Raw genomic sequence first — 20,149 nt, 5'->3', positions numbered from 1 at the left:
GGTCGTGGGCTCACGCGACCTTCAACTCCTGCGGGGAGATGAAGACCCCACGGCGCCGGAATGCCGCAGGCGCGTGCACCACGGCGTCGACACGGGCGGCGCGCGTGTCGAAGGGGAACCAGAACTGCCGTAGCGACCGCGTCTCGACCCACGAGGGTGCGCCGCGCCCGTCGCGGGCGGAGAGATACTCCGCCAATGCCGCGAGGAAGACATCCCAATGATTGTCACCGGCGGGCGCTGGCTCCCGGATCAGCAGGTCAGCGCGATGCTCGGATGCTTCCCAGCCGTACTCCTCCAGGAACTCCGCCACCAGACGCCACCGCCTGGTGTCGTCGCTGCCGACGAGCAGGACACCCAGCCGTGCGATCGTCATCGGTTCGTACCTCGCCGCACGATTGCTCACGGCGTCAACGCTAGTACGGGTCTGCGCCGATCTGCCGTAAGCCCAAGCCTTCCCGCGACCAGCGGCGACTGTCAGCCCTGCCGGAGCCAGATCGCCCCCAGCGGAGGCACCTGCAGCGCCGCCGAAGCCACCATCCCGTGCCACGGCACGTCCTCGGCGCGCACCTCACCGAGGTTGCCCACCCCGGACCCGCCGTAGTGGTGGGCGTCGGTGTTGAGCACCTCCGTCCACGTGCCGCCGGCCGGGAGCCCGATCCGGTAGTCGTGCAGCGGTGACGCGGAGAAGTTCGCCACGCAGACAAGCGTCGAGCCGTCCGGGGCGATCCGGACGAACGACACGGTGTTGTTGGCGACGTCGTCGCCGGCGATCCAGCGGAAGCCGGCCGGTTCGGTGTCCTGCGCCCAGAGCGCCGGGGTGTCCCGGTAGACCCGGTTGAGGTCACCGACGAGCCGTTGCACGCCGGCGCGGGCCGGGTCGTGCAGGAGGTACCAGTCGAGGCCGCGTTCCTCGCTCCACTCCCGGTCGTCGGCCAGCTCGGAGCCCATGAAGAGCAGTTGCTTGCCGGGGTGCGCCCACTTGTACGCCAGCAGCGCCCGCACGTTCGCCAGCCGCTGCCAGGTGTCGCCGGGCATCTTGCCGGCCAGTGAGCCCTTGCCGTGCACCACCTCGTCGTGGCTGATCGGCAGCACGTAGTTCTCGCTCCAGGCGTACGCCAGGGAGAAGGTGAGCTGGTGGTGGTGGTGCTGGCGGTAGATCGGGTCCTTCGAGGTGTAGAGCAGGGTGTCGTGCATCCAGCCCATGTTCCACTTGAACCCGAAGCCGAGCCCGCCGTCGGCGGTGGAGCCGGTGACCCCCGGCCAGGCCGTGGACTCCTCGGCGATCATGACGACGCCGGCGTGGTGCTTGTAGACGGTCGCGTTCACCTCCTGCATGAACGCGATGGCCTCCAGGTTCTCCCGGCCGCCGTACTGGTTCGGGGCCCACTCGCCGTGGTTGCGGGAGTAGTCCAGGTAGAGCATCGAGGCGACCGCGTCGACCCGCAGCCCGTCGACGTGGAACTGGTCGCACCAGTAGAGCGCGTTGGCGACCAGGAAGTTGCGCACCTCGTTGCGGCCGAAGTCGAAGACGTACGTGCCCCAGTCGGGGTGCTCGCCGCGCCGCGGGTCGGGGTGCTCGTAGAGCGGGGTGCCGTCGAACCGGGCGAGCGCCCACTCGTCCTTCGGAAAGTGCGCGGGAACCCAGTCCAGGAGTACGCCGATGCCGGCCTCGTGCAGCCGGTCGACGAGGTGGCGGAAGTCGTCCGGGTCGCCGAACCGGGAGGTCGGCGCGTAGTAGCCGGTGACCTGGTAGCCCCAGGAACCGCCGAACGGGTGCTCCATCACTGGCAGGAACTCCACGTGCGTGAAGCCCAGCTCGGTGACGTACGCGGTGAGCTGTTCGGCCAGCTCGCGGTAGCTCAGGCCGGGGCGCCACGAGCCGAGGTGCACCTCGTAGACGCTCATCGGCTCCTGGTGCGGCTGTCGTTCGGCTCGCCGGGCCAGCCAGTCCGCGTCGTTCCACCGGTACGTCGAGTGGTGCACTACCGAGGCGGTTGCCGGCGGCACCTCGGCGTACGCGGCCAGGGGGTCGGCCTTGTCCCGCCACTGACCGTCGGCGCCGAGCACCCGGTACTTGTAGCGGGCCCCGACCCGGGCGTTGGGGACGAACAGCTCCCATACGCCGCTGGAGCCGAGTGACCGCATCGGCCAGCCGTCGTCGGCGCCCCAGCCGGTGAAGTCGCCCACCACCCGGACGCCCCGGGCGTTGGGGGCCCAGACGCTGAAGGCGACGCCCTCGTCGAAGACCCGGGCGCCGAGCGCCTCCCACAGTCGCTCGTGCCGGCCCTCGCGGATGAGGTGCAGGTCCAGCTCGCCGAGGGTCGGCGGGTAGCGGTACGGGTCGTCGTGCGCGGTGCCGTCGACCTCCACCCGGTAGTCGAGCACGACGCCGTCGACCTGCGCCTCGAAGACGCCCACGTCGTGCACCCGCTTCATCGGGTACCGCTCGTCGCCGACGAGCAGTGTCACGTCGCCGGCTCCCCGGCGCATCGTGCGGATCGTCGTCGAGGAGTCGGCCGGGTGCGCGCCGAGCAGCGCGTGCGGGTCGTGCGTCGCGCCGGAGATCAGCTGGTCCATCGGTCGTCCTTCGGGGCGGGAGCGTTCGGCGCGGAGCGGGACGGGCGGGTGGCGGCCGCCCGGGCCGCCGCCCGGGACGCCACGGTGGCCGGCGTCGCCGCCACGGTGGCCGGCGTCGCCGCCACGCTGGCTGGGGTCCCCGGCGCGGTGGCGGGGGGCGACGGCTTGGTGGCCGGGGCCACCGGGGCGGTGCCGCCGGACAGGTCGTCCGGCACGTCGGCGACGGTGAGGTCCGCCGGTTCGGCGCCGGCGAGCTGCGGCGCGGCCGGCGGCGTCGGGCGGCGCACGGTCAGTACGTGTGCGGGTTGCAGGTACGGGTCGAGGCGTACCGCGTTGCGCTGACCCCAGTCGTAGCTGGTGCCGGTCAGCTCGTCGTGCACAGTGAACCGCTCGTGCCAGTCGAAGCCGAGCGCGGGCATGTCGAGGGTGGTGTTGCCCCACTGCACGGTGTGCGAGTCGAACGAGCAGACCACGATGACGGTGTTGCCGGTCTCCGGGTCGTGCTTGGACCAGCAGAGCAGCGCCGGGTTGTCGATGTCGTGGAAGCGCAGGTTACGGAGCTGGTGCAGGGCCGGGTTGTCACGGCGTACCCGGTTGAGAGTGGTCAGGAACGGCGCCAGCGAGCGACCCTGCGCCTCGGCGGCGGCCCAGTCCCGGGGGCGCAGCTCGTACTTCTCGTTGTCCAGGTACTCCTCCGCGCCCGGCCGGGCCACGTGCTCGAACAGCTCGAAGCCCGCGTACATGCCCCAGGAGGGGGAGAGCAGCGCGGCCAGCACCGCGCGAATCTTGAACATCGGCGGCCCGCCGTGCTGCAACGACTCGTGCAGGATGTCCGGCGTGTTCGGCCAGAAGTTCGGCCGCATGTAGTCGGCCGCCTCGACCAGTTCCTCGCAGTACGCCCGCATCTCGGCGGCCGTCGTGCGCCAGGTGAAATAGGTGTACGACTGGGTGAAGCCGATCTTACCGAGGCCGTGCATGATGGCCGGCCTGGTGAACGCCTCGGCCAGGAACAGCACGTCCTTGTCGACCTTCTTGACCTCGGCGATCAGCCAGTGCCAGAAGTCGAACGGCTTGGTGTGCGGGTTGTCCACCCGGAAGATCCGGATGCCCTCGCCGACCCAGTGCAGCACCACCCGCAGCACCTCGGCCCGGATGCCCTCCGGGTCGTTGTCGAAGTTGACCGGGTAGATGTCCTGGTACTTCTTCGGCGGGTTCTCCGCGTACGCGATGCTGCCGTCGGCCCGGGTGGTGAACCACTCCGGGTGCTCGGTGACCCACGGGTGGTCCGGCGCGCACTGCAACGCCAGGTCCATCGCCACCTCCAGGCCCTGCGCCGCAGCCGCCTGGACGAAGGCCCGGAAGTCTGCCGGCGTACCCAGGTCGGGGTGGATCGTGTCGTGGCCGCCCTCGGTGGCGCCGATCGCCCACGGCGAGCCCACGTCGGTCGGGCCGGCGGTGAGCGCGTTGTTGCGGCCCTTGCGGTTGATCCGCCCGATCGGGTGGATCGGCGGCAGGTAGAGCACGTCGAAGCCCATCGCGGCGACACCCGGCAGCCGCTCGGTGGCGGTAGCGAAGGTGCCGGACCGGCCGCCCACCGCCCCCTCGGAGCGGGGGAAGAACTCGTACCAGGCCGAGTAGAGCGCCCGCTTGCGGTCCACCCAGATGGAGTACGTGTCACCGGCGGTGACCAGCTCCCGCACCGGGTGCTCCCAGAGCAGGTCGGCCAGGGCGAGCGCCGGGCCAACCCGCTGCGCCAACGGCAGGTCGGTGTCGACGAGCGCGGTGAGCGCGTCGGCGACCCGGGGCCGGTCGGTGGACGGCACGAGGTCCTGCGCGGCGGCGAGCACCCGGGCGCCCTCGGCGAGGTCGTTGGCCAGGTCCTCCGGGCCCTGACCTGCGGCGATCTTCTTGGTCACCGCGTTCTGCCAGGTCAGGTACGGGTCCTGGAACGCCTCGACGGAGAAGGTCCAGGCGCCGACGGTGTCCGGCACGATTGTGGCGTGCCAGCGGTCCTGGCCGGGCTCGCCGGGGCGCATCCGGGTCAACGGCCGGCTCGCGCCGTCCGGACCGGCCCACACCACGGTGCAGCCCAGCGCGTCGTGCCCCTCCCGGTAGGCGCGCGCCGACACCGGAATCGGCTCGTCGACCACCGCCTTGGCCGGGTACCGCCCGCACGAGACGACGGGGGAGACGTCTTCGATCGGGAACCGTCCAGTCACCCCGCCAACCTACTGCGCGAGATCCGTTCGCGCGCGGCCAAGGCCGCCACCGTGCTCCCCGGAGCGTGGCCAAGACCTGCGCAGCTTCGGTGAAGTTGTGCGGATCTTCACGGAGAACGGGCGGATCGACGGTCGTCGCCGAGGACGGAGCCGACGAGTGCGTCCAGTCCCTCGTGCCACCGGGCTTCGGGCCAGCCGCGCAGGTGCTCGACCAGGTCGCTGCGGACGGCGGGGTTCCGCTTCGACTGGTACGACCCGACCACCCACCCGGGCGCGCTGGCTGGCGTGCTCGCGATCTACGCCATTCCGCCGCTCGGCGAGGTCGACCCGGCGCCGATCATGTTGCCCTTCCTCGACCAGGCACGCAGCGCAGGTGTCCGCCGGGTGGTGCTGCTCAGCTCCTCGGCCATCGGGCCCGCCGAACACGGACTGGGGCTGGTGCACGCACGGCTGGACGCGCTGTTCCCGGAGTGGGCGGTTTCGTCGGTGAGCAGCCGCACGCCGTGAGCACCCGCGAGCACGGCGAGATCGTCAGCGCCACCGGCGCCGGCAGGGTCGGCTTCGTCGATCCTGCCGACATCGCCGAGGTGGCGGTGCGGGCCCTCACGGACCCGACGCCGCACAACACCGACCACGTCATCACCGGCCCGCAGGCGCTGAGTTACGACGAGATCGCCGCCGTCCTCACCGAGGTCGGTGGCCGGCCGGTCCGGCACCGTGCGATCGACGCGGCGGACCTTGCCGTACGCCACAGCGCGAACGGCATACCGCCGGACTTCGCCCGCTTCCTCGCGAGCCTGGACACGGCGATCGCGTCGGGCGCGGAGGACCGGACGACGTCGACCGTCGCGGACGTGACAGGTCGTCCGCCACGATCCTTCCGGGACTTCTGCCGGGACCGCCTGTGCGGCGTCGGCCCGACCCGAGTGGTTGGTGGCCGGTGAGGAATGGCGGTCGCCTCCGCGGGTCGAGCCCTGGGGATGGACGTTGCGGTGAGCGTGATGACACAGGGGCATCTCGATGACTCAGGGACATCACGCTCGCCGGGGTGTTGCCTCGCGCGGAGGTCACTCTCCGTCGCGCACCGGCACGACGCGCGGAGGTGACGTAGCCTCCCGCCATGATCGAACGGGTGAGGGTCGCGGTCGTCGGGGGGTGGGGGACATCGACATCGTCGCGGCCTTCGCCACCTCCAAAAAGAAGGTCGGTCGGGACCTGGCCGAGGCGATCTTCCTGGCACCCAACAACTTCCCCCGGCTGGACTGCGACCTGCCCACAGCGGGCGTACCGGTAACGAAGGGCCTCGTCGACGCGAGCGAGGTGCGGCGGGTGGCGGCGGCGCTGGCGGGAGCGGAGGTGCTGCTCTACTCGGCGCCGAGCGGCCGACCGGAGACCGCCCAGGCGTACGCCGAGGCAGCTTTCACCGCGGGTGTCGCCTTCATCAACACCACCGCCGACCCGGTCGCCCGCGACCCACACCGGATGGAGAGGTTCGAGGCGGCCGGCCTGCCGCTGATCGGCGACGACCTGGCCAGTCGCCCCGCTCGGGTACCTCCCGCACCTCGGGTCGCAGAAGGTGGCGCACCTCAACGTCGAGGCGCGGGGTTGGGGCGAGACCTCAGTGAGCCTCGACGTGAAACTGAAGGTGCACGATCCGAGTGGCGCCGCGGGCGTCAACATCGACCTGGTCCGCATCGCCGCCAGCGCCCTGCGCAATGGGCGTGGGGGCCACTGCGCCGAGGCGACGTCGTTGCTCAAGTCGCCGCCGGGAACGGCGGTCTGACCCCGCCCGTTCCCTCAGGCCGCGCCGACCGAGCGGTAGACCTCCAGGGTCTGCCGGGCGATGGCGTCCCAGGAGAAGTGCTGCACCGCGCGTCGGCGACCGGCCAGGCCGAACCGTTCGGTCCGTGCCGGGTCGGCGAGCAGCGTGTTGACCGCTGCCGCCAGGTCGGCCACGAACTTCTCCGGCTCCAACGGGGTGCCGGAGCCGTCGGTGGCCTGCTCGATCGGCACCAACAGGCCCGTCTCGTCGTCGGCCACCACCTCGGGGATGCCGCCGGTGGCGGTCGCCACCACGGCCGTCTCGCAGGCCATCGCCTCCAGGTTGACGATGCCCATCGGCTCGTACACCGACGGGCAGACGAAGACGGTGGCGTGGGTGAGCACCTGGATCACCTCGGGCTTGGGCAGCATCTCGGCCACCCAGACCACGCCGGAGCGGTTGGCCCGCAGCTCGGCGACCAGCCCCTCCACCTCGGCGGCGATCTCGGCGGTGTCGGGTGCGCCGGCGAGCAGGACGAGCTGGGTGTCGGCCGGCAGTTCCCGGGCGGCCCGCAGCAGGTACGGCAGCCCCTTCTGCCGGGTGATCCTGCCCACATAGACCACGCTTGGACGGGACGGGTCGACGCCGAGCCGGTCGAGCACGTCGGTGCCCTGGTCCGGGGCGTACTGAATGGTGTCGATGCCGTTGTAGACGACCCGGACCTTCGACGGATCGATCTGCGGGTAGGCGGTCAGCACGTCGCTGCGCATGCCCCCGCTGACCGCGATCACCGCGTCGGCCGCCTCCATCGCGGTCCGCTCGATCCACGAGGAGAGCGCGTAACCACCGCCGAGTTGCTCGGCCTTCCACGGCCGCAACGGCTCCAGGCTGTGCGCGGTCACCACGTGCGGCACCCCGTGCAGCAGCTTCGCGGTGTGCCCGGCCAGGTTCGCGTACCAGGTGTGGCTGTGCACCACGTCGGTGCCGGCCGTGCCGGCGGCCATCTCCAGGTCCACGCCCATCGTCCGCAGCGCGGCGTTCGCGCCGCTCAGGCCGGGCAGTTCGGGGTACGCGGTGACGCCCGGCTCGGTACGCGGCTGACCGAAGCAGTGCACCCGGACGTCGGCGAGGCGGCGCAACTCCCGGGCCAGGTACTCGACGTGCACGCCCGCTCCGCCGTAGACCTCCGGCGGGTACTCGCGGGTGAGCAGATCGACGCGCAGCGGGATGGGTTCCGTCATGACCCCGCACCCTAGTGCAGAAGAGTCCCCGTACGAGTGGTGAAGTGCGACGCGGGTGGATAGCGTCGGGGCATGGCTGCCAAGGTTCTCGCGATCGTCCTGGCGGGTGGTGAGGGCAAGCGCCTGATGCCACTCACCACGGACCGGGCCAAGCCGGCCGTCCCGTTCGGCGGGATGTACCGCATGGTCGACTTCGTCCTCTCCAACCTGGCCAACGCCGGCTATCTCAAGATCGTCGTGCTGACCCAGTACAAGTCCCACTCCCTCGACCGACACATCACCAAGACCTGGCGGATGTCGACGCTGCTCGGCAACTACGTGACCCCGGTGCCGGCGCAGCAGCGTCGTGGCCCGTGGTGGTTCGCCGGCTCGGCCGACGCCATCTACCAGAGCTTCAACCTGATCAACGACGAGCAGCCGGACTACGTGATCGTCTTCGGTGCCGACCACATCTACCGGATGGACCCGCGGCAGATGGTGGAGGACCACATCGCCTCCGGCGCCGCGGTGACCGTGGCCGGCATCCGCCAGCCACTGTCGATGGCCGACCAGTTCGGCGTCATCGAGGTCGGCGAGGACGGCAAGCGCATCCGGGCGTTCCGGGAGAAGCCCACCGACGCGGTCGGCCTGCCCGACGCGCCGGACGAGATCTACGCCTCGATGGGCAACTACGTCTTCACCACCCGGGCGCTCTGCGAGGCCGTCGAACGCGACGCCGCCGACAAGAGCAGCAAGCACGACATGGGCGGCAGCATCATCCCGATGCTCGTCGAGCGGGGCGAGGCGAACGTCTACGACTTCCGTGACAACGAGGTGCCGGGCAGCACCGACCGGGACCGCGGCTACTGGCGGGACGTGGGGACGCTCGACTCGTTCTACGACGCGCACATGGATCTGATCAACGTGCACCCCGTCTTCAACATGTACAACTTCGACTGGCCGATCTATACCGAGCAGCCGCCGTGGCCGCCGGCGAAGTTCGTCCACCAGTGGGGTGAGCGGGTCGGCCGGGCGGTCGGCTCGATGGTCTCCCCGGGTGTGGTGATCTCCGGGTCGTTGGTGGAGAACTCGATCGTCTCGCCGAAGGTGCGGGTGCACTCCTGGGCGCACGTCGAGGGCTCGGTGCTGATGGAGGGTGTGGAGATCGGCCGGCACGCGGTGGTCCGGCGGGCCATCCTGGACAAGAACGTGTTCGTCCCGGAGGGCGTCGAGATCGGCGTCGACCTGGAGAAGGACCGGCAGCGCTACACCGTCTCCGACAACGGCATCGTGGTGATCGGCAAGGGCCAGAAGGTCGTGCCGTGACCGACCCGCACTTCTCGAGGAGGATCCCGCAGTGACCCACCCCCGTGCCGGCCAGCCCGCCCAGCCCGCCGACCTGGTCGACGTGCCGCGCCTGGTGACCGCCTACTACGCCGAGCACCCGGACCCAGCGGACCCGGCGCAGCAGGTCTCCTTCGGCACCTCCGGCCACCGCGGCTCCAGCCTGCGCAACGCGTTCAACTCCGACCACATCCTCGCGGTCACCCAGGCGCTCTGCGACTACCGACGGGAGCAGGGGCTGGACGGCCCGCTCTTCCTCGCCCGGGACACCCACGCGCTCTCCGCGCCGGCCGCCGTGGACGCGCTGGAGGTGCTCGCCGCAAACGGGGTCACCGTACTGGTGGACAGCCGCGACGGCTACACCCCGACGCCGGCCCTGTCGCACGCGATCCTCACCCACAACCGGGGGCGGACCAGCGGGCTCGCCGACGGCATCGTGATCACCCCGTCGCACAACCCGCCGGACGACGGCGGCTTCAAGTACAACCCCACGAACGGCGGGCCGGCCGACACCGACGTGACCCGCTGGATCCAGGACCGGGCAAACGCGATCCTGGCCGCCGGGCTCAAGGAGGTCCGCCGGATCACCCACGCGCGGGCCCGGGCCGCCGACACCACCGGGGAGTACGACTTCCTCGCCAACTACGTCGACGACCTGCCGGCGGCGATCGACATCGACGCCATCCGCGACGTGGGCATCCGGATCGGCGCGGACCCGCTGGGTGGGGCGAGCGTGGCTTACTGGGGTGAGATCGCCGAGCGGCACCGTCTGGACCTGACCGTGGTCAATCCGACCGTCGACCCGACCTGGCGGTTCATGACCCTGGACGGCGACGGCAAGATCCGGATGGACTGCTCCTCGCCGAACGCGATGGCGTCGCTGATCGCCGCCCGCGCCGACTTCCAGATCTCCACCGGTAACGACGCCGACGCCGACCGGCACGGCATCGTCACCCCGGACGCCGGGCTGATGAACCCCAACCACTACCTGGCGGTGGCGATCGGTCACCTGTTCCGTACCCGTACCGAATGGGGTCCGGCCGCCGCCGTGGGCAAGACCCTGGTCTCCTCGTCGATGATCGACCGGGTCGCCGCCGACCTGGGCCGACCGCTGCTGGAGGTCCCGGTCGGCTTCAAGTGGTTCGTGCCCGGCCTGCTCGACGGCGCGGTCGGCTTCGGCGGCGAGGAGAGCGCCGGAGCGTCGTTCCTGCGGCGGGACGGCTCGACCTGGACCACCGACAAGGACGGCCTGCTGCTCTGCCTGCTCGCCGCCGAGATCCTGGCCACCACCGGGCGCAGCCCGAGCGAGCACTGGGCGGAGTTGGCCGAGCGCTTCGGCGCGCCCGCGTACGCCCGGATCGACGCCCCGGCCACCCGCGAGCAGAAGGCGGTGCTCGCCAAGCTCTCCGCGGAGCAGGTCACCGCCACCGAGTTGGCCGGCGAGCCGATCACCGCGACGCTCACCACCGCCCCCGGCAACGGCGCACCCATCGGCGGCCTCAAGGTCAGCACCAAGTCCGGCTGGTTCGCCGCCAGGCCCTCCGGCACGGAGGACGTCTACAAGATCTACGCCGAGTCCTTCCAGGGCCCCGACCACCTCAAGAAGATCCAGGAAGAAGCCAAGACGTTGGTGGACCAGGCCCTGGCACCGTAACGGCAGGAGGAGCCCAGCCGGTCGGCGGTCATCGGCGGCCCCACGCCGACCGCCGCCACAACTCCGGCCGCACCCCTCACGCACGCGCGCGCCCGTGCCGCGCCGCGCCGCGCCCGTGCGGGCCGCGCCGCGCCCCCCGCGCCCGTGCGGGCCGCGCCGCGCCCCCCGCGCCCGTGCGGGCCGCGCCGCGCCCCCCGCGCCCGTGCGGGCCGCGCCGCGTCCCCGCCGCCCGTGCGCCCCGCCCCGTGCGGGGCCTTGCAGTGCCCAAGATCCGCGCAACTTCCCGGATCCTGCTGCCTCCCGCCCGCCTGAGGCAGCAGGATCCCCGATGTTGCGCGGATCTTGGCAACCGAGCACCCAACGGGTGACCCGTGCCGGTAGCCAGGGTGATCGGTAGCCAGGGTGATCAAGAGGTTTGCGTCAAGCTCACCGGCGTGTCGTGACGTAAACCTCTTGATCAACCGCAATGGGCCGCCGGGCCGTGAGGGGTGGGTGGGGGTGGGGGGCAGCAGGGTGGGGGTGGGGGGCAGCAGGGGGGGTGGGGGTTAGCAGGGTGGGGGGTCGGCGGGTGGGGGGAGGTCGGTGCCGCTGCGTCGGCGTAGCTCCTTGGGGAGGAGTTCGCGGAGCTGCTCCGGGAGGAACGGCAGGTCGAGCAGCGTCATCTTCAACTGGTTGCGCTCCTGGTAGCGCTGCGGGTCGAAGCGGACCACGAGACCGGCGTCGCGGCGGTACGAGATGTCCACCGCACCCTCCGTCGCCGCGTCCCGGAACACCACCCCGTCCATCTCCACCACGATCGGCGACGAGTTGGGTTGGAGCTCCAGCCGGATCTTCTCGTCCGGCGAGAGCACCACCGCCCGGGAGATGCCTGCCATCGGTGCCGCCGGCGTGATCACCAGCGTGTCCGCGGCGGGGGAGATCAGTGGACCACCTGCGGCGTAGCTGTACGCCGTCGAGCCGATCGGGGTGGCGACCACGATGGCGTCGCTGCGGTAGTAGCCGTACTGCTGGCCGTCGACGGCGAGCGTGACGCTGACGAAACCGGCGCCCGGCTGGCGGACCAACGCGATGTCGTTGAACGCCACGACGTCGTCACCGCACACGTCGCAGGCGAGGCAGGCGTGCGACTCGACGGTGAAGTCCTTCGACAGCAGCCGGCTCAGTGCCTCGGGCAACTCCGGCGGCTCGATCTCCACCAGGAACCCCAGACGACCCAGGTGTACGCCGAGGACCGGCTTCGGGTCGCGGACGGCAAGTCGCAGCGCGCCGAGCATGGTGCCGTCGCCGCCGATACTGATCAACGCGTTCGAGCGGCCGGCGACCTCGTCCGCCGGCACCGGTTCGACGCAGGACGGGACGCGGTGCGTGTCTTCCTCGCGCACCACGAGCGTCTTGTGATGGCGGGTGGCCCACCGTTCGATGATCCCCACCACCTCGGTGACATCCCGGGTGGGGTGCAGCACAAGTCCCAGCCCCGACACCCGTACAGCTCATCACATCGGTGCCGGGCGCACCCGACGTACGCCGAAGGTGCGCCGACGGCCCGTGGACCGCCGGCGCACCTCGCCGCCGTCAGGGGCGGGGTTGACCGGTGAGGTGGGTCAACGAGCGGGCGACCAGGTCGTCGCGGGCCGCTGGGGGGAGACCCTCCAGCCCGAAGCCCAGGTACACCGTGTCCCCGGTGACCACCACCGAGCCCTCCTCGAACGCCTGCTGGCTCCGCGACCAGTCGTTGGCGTTGCCACCGGACCCGGCCGGAGGCCCGGCCACCGTCCAGCCGCCCAGGTCGGCGGACTCGAACGAGGTCTCCGCCACTGTCGACCCGTCGACCACCACCCGGGCGTCGTCGAGGAAGACGCCCAGGCCCTGGGTGGCCCAGTCCGAGGCGTACGTGATCGACACCTCGACCTGCTTTCCGGCGTACGCGGTCAGGTCGACCGCGAACTCCTTCCAGCCGCTCGACGTCCCGGTCGCCGCGTTCCAGCTCCCGGTGCTTCCGGTGGGGGAGCAGCCCGCGCCCTGGTAGTGGGCGAGGAACGGGTGCAACTGACCCCAACCCGAGGCGCAGCTCTCCCCGGTGACCGTGCTGGTCTTGCCGTTGAGGTCCGGCAGGGTCGTCCAGTTGTCGCTGCCCACCTCGTGGGCCTCGACGAACAGGAAGTCCCAGTTCTGCTCGATCTCGTACGAGGTGAAGAAGCGCAGTTCGCCGCTGGTCGCCCCAGTGAGGTCCACGGTGCGGGTGAGCCGTTTGTACGACTCGTCGGTCTGCCCGCTGTGCAGGTACCACTCACCGGTACGCGGGTCGAACGGCGCGCCGCCCGGTCGGGTCCAGCCCACCGGCGCGGAGCTGGCGAACTGCGGGAACTCGTCCGGCGGCAGGAAGCTCGACGTGGTCAGGAACGACGCGGTGTGCCCCTGGTTCTCGGCCGAACCGGCCGCGTTGAGTTGCCCGTCGAAGCCGGTGAACGTGCCGTCGCGGCCGGCGACCGGGAACGGCTCTCCCTCCGGCGAGGTGCCGCCGTCACTGACGTAGCTGTGCGCCCCCAACCAGTACTGCTGGAAGTCGTTAAGCAGCGGCAGGCACGCGAGGTCGTCGGCGTCGGTGCACTCCGGCGGCGCGTCCGGGTGGTAGACGTACGAGCCGTTGGCACCCTGGGCGAACAACGCGTACTGCCCGCTGACCAGGAGCTTGCCGCCCTCGTTGAGGTAGTCCCGGACGGCCAGCTCGGTGTCCAGCGCAGCCTTGGCCGCGGTGCCGGCGACCTGGCCCGGCGAGCGCATGATCACGTCGTCGCCGGTCTCCCACACCACGGCCTTGTAGTGCGACAGCACGCCGAGCGGGTGCGGCGCCTTGCGGCCCATCACGTCGAAGTCGTACACGTCGCTGCTGCGCCCGGCGGCGCTCAACGACGCCGCGACCTCGTCGGCGTACTTCGCGGAGGTGCCGGACTGCGCCGGGCTGAGACCGGTGACGTCCTCCGCGGCGAAGACCAGCACGTCACCACCGATGTCGGTGTGCACCCGGTAGGTGAAGTGCTCGCTCGCGACCACCCCGGACCGGGGTTTGTTGCCGGTGAACCAGACCTCCACCCGGTCTCCCGGTTTCGTGCCGCCGACCCTGCCGCGAAGCTCCGCGTAGTAGTCGTCGTGCGAGCCGCCGTACCGCTCACCGCCGCGCCACTCGCGGACCGCGACGGTCTTCGGTCGCCCGCCGTTGACCGTGTAGTGCATCTTCACGTTCTTCAGCGCCCGCCGGGTGATCGCGGCGACCTGCTGGGTGCGCCCGTACGAGGTGTCGAAGGCGTCGACGACGAAGTCCGGGGTGCTCCGGCCGACCACCGACACCGGCTCGTCCGGGTCCGCCGCCGACTTGGCCACGGCCAGCGCGAACGGCAGGTTCTTGCTCACCTCACCGGCGATCAACGTCTCGTCGTCGGGGAAGATGAAGCCACTGACGCAGTCCTCCGGGCGCCACTCGTCGTCCGGGTCGACCGCCGAGGCGGCCTCACAGGTGGACATTTCCGGGGTGAAGCCGAGGGTGCCGTACTTGACGGTGGCGTGGCTGTCGGTGTCACCGTTCGTGGTGTACAGCTCGGCGGAGATGTCCGGGTCGTAGCCGGGCACCGCCGGGTGCGCGTCGTCCCCGGCCATCGCCTTGTAGATCTCGTCATCCGGGGTGGGAGTGCTCACCTGCCAACCGAGGCCGTAGAGCAGTAGCTCGGCCGCCGAGTGGTAGTTGACGAAGAACTCGAACCCGACCCGCTTGAAGAGCCGGTCCAGGGCCTTGGTCTCCGGCTCCGAGTTGGGGCCCGGGCCCCGGTAGGTCTCGCTGTTCGGCTCCGGTGACGAACCCTCGTTGTCGTACCCCCACTTGTAGCTGAAGTTGCGGTTGAGGTCCACGCCGTCGCCGGAGGTGATCTGTCCGTCGCCGTTGTTGTCCCGCAGGTTCTTACGCCACAGCCGGTTGCCGGTGGTGAAGGTGTAGTCGTAACCGTCCGGGTTGGCGACCGGCAGGAACCACAGCTCGGTCGTGTCCAGGAGCTTGGTGATCTCCCGGTCGGTGCCGTAGCTGTTCAGCACGTGGTGCATCAACCGGCGGGTCATCTCCGGCGTGATCCACTCGCGGGCGTGCTGCGCGCCGGCGTAGAGCACTGCGGGCCGCTTCCCGTCCGCTACGGTCCGCGCGTTCTTGGTGACCTTGACGGCGATGATCGGCTGGCCCTGCTGGGTGCGGCCGATCGTCTCCACCTTGGTCAGTTTGGGATAGCGGGCCGCGGTGGCGTTCAGCTCGTCGCGCAGACCACCCGGTTCCCCGTAGGGCCGGAACGCCGTCCAGCCCGCCGCCGCCTGCTCCCGCAGCGCCTGCGACGCGTCCTTGCCGCGCACCTTCTTCACCGACAACGGGACGCCCTGGTCGGTCAGCCGCTTCGCCTGCCGGCGGCTGAGCACCGTCTCGACAGTCGTCGTGCCGGTCGAGTCCGTCTTCGCGTCGTGGCCGAGGTCGACCCCCGCCGCGCGCAGCTTGTCCCGCTGTTTCGCGTCGACGGTGCCGACGTAGACCTCCAGGCCGTCGCGGGCGCCCGGTTCAGTTGGTGGCCGCGCGCTGGCGGGTGGAGTCAGTGCCAGTGCGCCGAGCAGGGTGACCACGCTGGCGATCGCCAGTCGTCTCGGTCTCATCGCGCCTCCTTGTGTGAAGGACCTGTAGGCGCGAGCCTTCGGTGAGGACTGATCTCTGTCAATCGGTCGATGGGTGTGTCGTTGCTGCCCGTGTCGATGTCGGTGCCAACCGTGACGGCCGCGTGGGCTCGCGCCCCGCAGGTCCGCCGAGGGTTCTCCTTCGGGCGTCACCTGCGGGGCGCGGCCGTCGGGTCAGCGCGGAGCGGGCGCGATCGACTTGGTGGCCTGCGCGACGACGCCTGTCGGTTGACCACACAACCAGGCGAGGCGGTCGATGATCTTGTCTGGGTCGTCGAACGGGTCCAGTGTGGTGATCTCGATCGGGTCGAGTGGGGGCACTGCCACGTGCGAGATGAGCGGGTGCAGTGGGCGAAGGTCCTCCTCGCCGGCCCCGATGAGATCCTCGTGCAGCTTCTCGCCCGGCCGGAGCCCGGTGTAGACGATCTGCACCGGCCCGGGCGCCTGGCTGGCCAACTGGCGGGCGATGTCGTCGATGCGTACCGGCTCGCCCATGTCGAGGACCAGCGCCTCGCCGTCGCGGCCGATGCCGGCGGCCTGGAGCACCAGGTGTACCGCCTCCTGGACGGTCATCAGGTAGCGGGTCACATCGGGGTGGGTGACGGTGATCGGCAGCCCGGCCTCGATCTGGGCCCGGAACGCCGTGACGACCGAGCCCCGGCTGGACAGGACGTTGCCGAACCGTACGCTGAGGAACGTGCCGCCGTGGTTGGCGCCGGCGTTCGCGGTCAGCCGTTCGGTGATCCGCTTCGAGTAGCCGAGCACGCTTACCGGGTCGGCGGCCTTGTCGGTGGAGATGTTCACGAACCGCGCCACGTCGCGGCACGCGTTGAGCACCGACTGCGTACCCCACACGTTCGTCTTGACCGCTTCCCCCGGGTGGCGTTGCAGCAGCGTCAGGTGCTTCAGCGCGGCGGCGTGGAAGACGACGTCGGGTCGACGTTCCGCCATCACCCGTCGGATCCGTTCCTCGTCCCGCAGGTCGGCGAGGATCAGTTCGGGGCTGTCGAGCATCGCCCGTCCCGACATCGACAGTTGTAGCGCGTGCAGGGCCGACTCGTCCCGGTCGAGCATCATCAGCTCACCCGGGTCGGCGCGCATGATCTGACGGCACAGCTCGGAGCCGATCGACCCGCCCGCGCCGGTCACCAGGATCCGCCGCCCCCGTAGCTGCGACTCCGCATCGCTGAGGTCGCCCACCACCTGTCGTCGGCCGAGCAGGTCGGCCATGTCGGGGTCGCGGACGTCGCTCACGGTGATCCGGTGGTCGACGAGTTCCCGTACCGAAGGAAGGATCTTGAATGTCGCCCCGGTCTTCAGGGTGCTCTCGCGGACCTCGTTGATCAGGTCCGAGTTGGCGTTCGCGGCCGAGAAGATCACCATCTTGGCGCCGGTGCGCCGCACGGCGGTGCCGACGTCCACGCGGGAGCCGAGTACGCGGACGCCGGCCAGGGACAGGTGCCGCTTCTGCGGGTCGTCGTCGAGCATGCCCACCGGCAGGAACTGGCCGGCCGGGTCACTGAGCATGGCCCGCAGCAGGCCCTGACCGGCCGAGCCCGCACCGAAGAGCAGGACCGGTTCGGCGCGGCCGGCGTCCGGGCGCAGCGTCCGGTCGCTGCGGTTGCGGTACGCCAGTCGGGTGCCGAGCATGAGCAGCAGTGCGATCGCCGCGCCGACGAGTGGCGTGCTCGCCGGCACCGGCCGGGACGCCATCGGCACGAGCGCGATCAGCACGAGTACTCCGCTGGTCAGGGCGGTGTTGGCGAGCCCCTGCATATCTTCCAGGCTGCCCAGGGGGTGTCGACCGGCGTGCTTGCGGCGGACGGCGGAGACCGCGACGTGCACGACCGCGGCGAGCACACCCATGCCCACGGCGCGGGCCAGGGCGGGGCCGGTGAGCGAGAACTCGAAACGCACCCACGCGGCGACGGCGAACCCCGCGATCCAGGCGAGGGTGTCCGCTGCGAGGAGACCGACGGCCAGCCGGAGGTGGTGACGCGACCGGTTCCGGTGTGCAGACTCGCTTGGGCTTGTCCCCGAAAGATCCATGTGGAAACTCCTGCTGCATAGCGGCTTATCTGGGGCGATTCAACCCAGACGGTGTTATGGACGTCCTACCAAAAATAATCTGCTTTTGACTGATTTTTGACAGTTTGCGAAGTTCATCCGATTGCGGACAGTGCTGACCGAGGCGCCACGGCCCTCGAGAGCACCGCCTCGAACGACTCGAAGAGCAGGTCCCGGTCGAATTCGGTGGCCGCGACCGCTCGGGCCGCAGTCCGCGCCGCAGCGGTCCTGGCCGGGTCGGTGACGAACGCGCCAGCGAGTTCCGCCGCGGCAGCGGAGTCCGCCGGGGGCAGCACGAGCCCGGCGCCGCTGCGCCGCAGGACGTCGGCGATCCACCCCTCGTGGTTGACGGCGACCGGCCGACCGGCAGCCCACCCGTCGAAGACCTTGTTCGCCGAGTTGGCGTGCAGGGCCGGCTCGTCCCGCACCGTCGAGACGGCGAGGTCACACGCCCCGAAGAACGCCACCACCTCGGTCTTCGGCATCTGGTCGAACATGAACAGGTTCCGGCCCAGGACGTCGGCCCTGGTTGCCAGCTCCCGCACCCGCGCCGTCTCCGCGCCCTGTCCGACGATCGCCACCCGCACGTCGGGACGGTCCCGACGCAGCGTCGCCGCCATCCGGACCAGATAGCCCACGTCGTTGACGAAACCGAGCGTCCCCGCGTACAGGATCAGCGGTCGATCGCCCAACCACGGCGTGCGGGCCCGCAGCGCCTGACCGGCTGCGTCCGCGTCGGCGAACAACGCACGGTCACAGCCGTTGGGTACGACTGTCACGGCCGCCCCCGGGTGGCGCGCCCGAACGCCCGCCGCCATGCCCGGCGACAGCGCCACGACGTGTGCGGCGTTGCGGTACGCCCACCCCTCCAGCGCGGTGGCCGCCCGGCGGGTCAGCGGTGACCGCAGCGCGCCGAGGGCGATCGGCACCTCCGGCCACAGATCGCGCACCTCGAGCACCATCGGCGATCGTCGACGGCGGGACGAGTAGACAGCGGGTAGCGCGATGGTCAGCGGGGTGCTGGTCGCGAAGACGACGTCCTGTTCCAACGAGGCGGCCCGGGTGGCGGCCAACCGGGCGAACTGGCCGAAGGCCGAGAGCCGGTCCCGAGCGGACATCGCGTTGCGGTAGGGGACGGCCGCCCAGTGCACCACCGCGCCCGCCTCCACAGTGGTCCGCCAGGTCCGCCGGGCGTCTGGCGCGGCGTCGGTGTCGCTTGTCACCACGTGCACGTCGTGACCGTTGCGAACCAGGCGCCTGGCGAACTCGTAGGAGCGGGTGCCGCCGGACATGTCCGGGGTGCGGAAGTACTGGTGCAGGTAGACGATCTTCACCGGGGCACCCCGCCCGAACGCCGTCCGACCCGGTCCGTGGTCAACCGCTGATAGCACTCCTGCACCACCGAGACCTGACGGGACCAGGACTCCGACGTCTCGATGAAGTGCCGGTTCCGATCCTGCAGCGGCGGATCCAGTGGGCGGGCGGCCAGGAACTGCTCCGCCAGCGCGGCCTCCAACGGTCCGCTGACGATGTCGGCCACCAGGCCGTCCTCGACCATCTCCCGGTACGGGGGTAGATCCGCGAGCAGGAGCCGGCAACCGGCGAGCGCCGCCTCCAGCACGGTGCAGCTGCGTTGGTCGAAGCGGGGGACCGAGATGCTCACCTCGCTGGCCCGCATCAGTCGGAAGGTGTCCTCCGGGCTCAGCGGCCGGTCCAGGACCGTGACGCGTCCGGGCAGGCTCGCGGCGAGGTCGTGGGCCTGCGTCACGCACCGTCGCTGGGCCTGGGCGGCTGCCGCCTCGGCGGGACGGTGCCCGGCCAGGACGACGAGGTGCAGGTCGGGGCGGGCCGCGGCCACCTGGGCGAACGCCCGCAGGACCTCGGGGGTGCGGTAGACGGGCCCTGTCGTGCGGGCCGCGAAGAGCACCGTCGCGTCGACCGGGATGCCGAACTCCCGCCGCACCGCCGACGGGGTCACCGTGTCGCGCAGCGCGAACAGCCGGTCGTCGACACCCCACGACACGGTGCGGGCGCGCTCCGCCGGGATGCGGTAGCTCTCCACGATCTCGGTGCGGACCGACCCCGCGGTGGGGAGGACGAGGTCGCAGCGGCGCAGGGCGGCGCGGGCGACCCAGCGACGGACCCGGGACCGACGGGCGGACTGCAGGTCGACGCCCCAGGGCGTGACGACCCGGGCGGGTCGACGCGGTGCCAGCAGCGACAGCAGACCGGCCATCCCCACCGAGTGCACGTGCAACACGTCCGGGCGCGCCTCGCGTACCTGTCGGCGCAGCCACCAGCCGGCCGCGACGAGCTGCCACACCGCGCCCCACCGCCCGTACCGGGTCTGACCGGTGCCGGGGGCGACGCGCAGGTCGACGCCGTCGATCGGCTCCGCGCCGATCCAACTGGCGGCGATGACCGGGTGGCCGCGTTCGGCGAGCGCGGTCGCCCACTTGCGCGCGTGCAGGGAACTCGCGCCGCAGAGCAGCATCACGGACGGGAGCGCCGCTGAGGGAGCGCTGTCCGGGGCGGCCCGTTGCCGACCCGGACGGTCGGCGCTGTCGACTCCCGAGCTGTCGAGACGCGTCGCGGTCACCTTTGTCTCCTT

14 protein-coding genes are annotated in these 20,149 nt (G+C 71.0%); 5 read left to right on the top strand and 9 right to left on the bottom strand.

The window, feature by feature from the left end:
- Positions 1-10 precede the first annotated feature (10 nt).
- From AB0C15_RS07490 to AB0C15_RS07480, 3 genes are all read right to left on the bottom strand, one after another.
- Entirely contained in the window at positions 11-373 is a 363-nt protein-coding gene (locus tag AB0C15_RS07490) for a hypothetical protein (protein WP_357349685.1), read from the bottom strand.
- A gap of 101 nt (positions 374-474) precedes the next feature.
- Positions 475-2,577: a 1,4-alpha-glucan branching protein GlgB gene (gene glgB, locus AB0C15_RS07485; protein WP_357349683.1), complete on the bottom strand. Its 2,103-nt coding sequence runs from the start codon at positions 2,575-2,577 to the stop codon at positions 475-477.
- Positions 2,565-4,796, bottom strand: a complete 2,232-nt coding sequence (locus AB0C15_RS07480) for a maltotransferase domain-containing protein (protein ID WP_357349682.1) — start codon at positions 4,794-4,796, stop codon at positions 2,565-2,567. The genes glgB and AB0C15_RS07480 overlap by 13 nt, the downstream gene beginning before the upstream one ends.
- Before the next feature lie 285 nt (positions 4,797-5,081).
- On the opposite strand from AB0C15_RS07480, the gene AB0C15_RS07475 reads away from it, so the two are divergent.
- From AB0C15_RS07475 to AB0C15_RS07465, 3 genes are all read left to right on the top strand, one after another.
- Complete coding sequence (locus AB0C15_RS07475; RefSeq protein ID WP_357349680.1) at positions 5,082-5,303, top strand: hypothetical protein; 222 nt, start codon at positions 5,082-5,084, stop codon at positions 5,301-5,303.
- Positions 5,300-5,740 (top strand): hypothetical protein, encoded by a 441-nt coding sequence (locus tag AB0C15_RS07470; protein ID WP_357349678.1) that lies wholly within the window; start codon positions 5,300-5,302, stop codon positions 5,738-5,740. Before AB0C15_RS07475 ends, AB0C15_RS07470 begins: the two co-directional genes overlap by 4 nt.
- Positions 5,741-6,372: 632 nt before the next feature.
- Complete coding sequence (locus AB0C15_RS07465) at positions 6,373-6,579, top strand: hypothetical protein (RefSeq protein WP_357349676.1); 207 nt, start codon at positions 6,373-6,375, stop codon at positions 6,577-6,579.
- Positions 6,580-6,593: 14 nt separating this feature from the next.
- Here the strand turns inward: AB0C15_RS07465 and glgA are convergent, their stop codons facing one another.
- Entirely contained in the window at positions 6,594-7,799 is a 1,206-nt protein-coding gene (gene glgA / locus AB0C15_RS07460; RefSeq protein WP_357349673.1) for a glycogen synthase, read from the bottom strand.
- A 72-nt stretch (positions 7,800-7,871) separates the two neighbouring features.
- Between glgA and glgC the strand changes: the two genes are divergently transcribed.
- Entirely contained in the window at positions 7,872-9,104 is a 1,233-nt protein-coding gene (gene glgC / locus AB0C15_RS07455; protein ID WP_357349671.1) for a glucose-1-phosphate adenylyltransferase, read from the top strand.
- 31 nt (positions 9,105-9,135) lie between these two features.
- Complete coding sequence (gene pgm, locus AB0C15_RS07450) at positions 9,136-10,776, top strand: phosphoglucomutase (alpha-D-glucose-1,6-bisphosphate-dependent) (protein ID WP_357349669.1); 1,641 nt, start codon at positions 9,136-9,138, stop codon at positions 10,774-10,776.
- A gap of 545 nt (positions 10,777-11,321) precedes the next feature.
- Here pgm and AB0C15_RS07445 read toward each other — a convergent pair.
- The 5 genes from AB0C15_RS07445 to AB0C15_RS07425 all read right to left on the bottom strand — a co-directional run bounded on the left by AB0C15_RS07445 (position 11,322) and on the right by AB0C15_RS07425 (position 20,137).
- Entirely contained in the window at positions 11,322-12,257 is a 936-nt protein-coding gene (locus tag AB0C15_RS07445; protein WP_357349667.1) for an NAD(+)/NADH kinase, read from the bottom strand.
- Between the two features lie 91 nt (positions 12,258-12,348).
- The gene (locus AB0C15_RS07440) at positions 12,349-15,453 is read right to left on the bottom strand and encodes a M14 family zinc carboxypeptidase (RefSeq protein ID WP_357349665.1); all 3,105 of its coding nucleotides are present in this window, start codon (positions 15,451-15,453) and stop codon (positions 12,349-12,351) included.
- Between the two features lie 192 nt (positions 15,454-15,645).
- Positions 15,646-17,520: a nucleoside-diphosphate sugar epimerase/dehydratase gene (locus AB0C15_RS07435; RefSeq protein ID WP_357349664.1), complete on the bottom strand. Its 1,875-nt coding sequence runs from the start codon at positions 17,518-17,520 to the stop codon at positions 15,646-15,648.
- A gap of 113 nt (positions 17,521-17,633) precedes the next feature.
- Positions 17,634-18,872, bottom strand: a complete 1,239-nt coding sequence (locus AB0C15_RS07430; RefSeq protein ID WP_357349662.1) for a glycosyltransferase family 4 protein — start codon at positions 18,870-18,872, stop codon at positions 17,634-17,636.
- Entirely contained in the window at positions 18,869-20,137 is a 1,269-nt protein-coding gene (locus AB0C15_RS07425) for a glycosyltransferase family 4 protein (RefSeq protein ID WP_357349660.1), read from the bottom strand. The genes AB0C15_RS07430 and AB0C15_RS07425 overlap by 4 nt, the downstream gene beginning before the upstream one ends.
- Between the last annotated feature and the right edge of the window lie 12 nt (positions 20,138-20,149).

Origin of the sequence: Micromonospora sp. NPDC048835, assembly GCF_040649995.1 — a bacterium.
In the GTDB taxonomy this organism is placed as follows: domain Bacteria; phylum Actinomycetota; class Actinomycetes; order Mycobacteriales; family Micromonosporaceae; genus Micromonospora.
Note: the sequence above shows the minus strand (reverse complement) of the source record. Positions and strands in the feature narration are given on the sequence as shown.

What these genes read in the sequence shown, in the direction of transcription:
- glgB (WP_357349683.1), bottom strand. Translation starts at nt 2,577, where the DNA reads ATGGACCAGCTGATCTCCGGCGCGACGCACGACCCGCACGCGCTGCTC.
- AB0C15_RS07490 (WP_357349685.1), bottom strand. Translation starts at nt 373, where the DNA reads ATGACGATCGCACGGCTGGGTGTCCTGCTCGTCGGCAGCGACGACACC.
- glgC (WP_357349671.1), top strand. Translation starts at nt 7,872, where the DNA reads ATGGCTGCCAAGGTTCTCGCGATCGTCCTGGCGGGTGGTGAGGGCAAG.
- AB0C15_RS07440 (WP_357349665.1), bottom strand. Translation starts at nt 15,453, where the DNA reads ATGAGACCGAGACGACTGGCGATCGCCAGCGTGGTCACCCTGCTCGGC.
- AB0C15_RS07435 (WP_357349664.1), bottom strand. Translation starts at nt 17,520, where the DNA reads ATGGATCTTTCGGGGACAAGCCCAAGCGAGTCTGCACACCGGAACCGG.
- glgA (WP_357349673.1), bottom strand. Translation starts at nt 7,799, where the DNA reads ATGACGGAACCCATCCCGCTGCGCGTCGATCTGCTCACCCGCGAGTAC.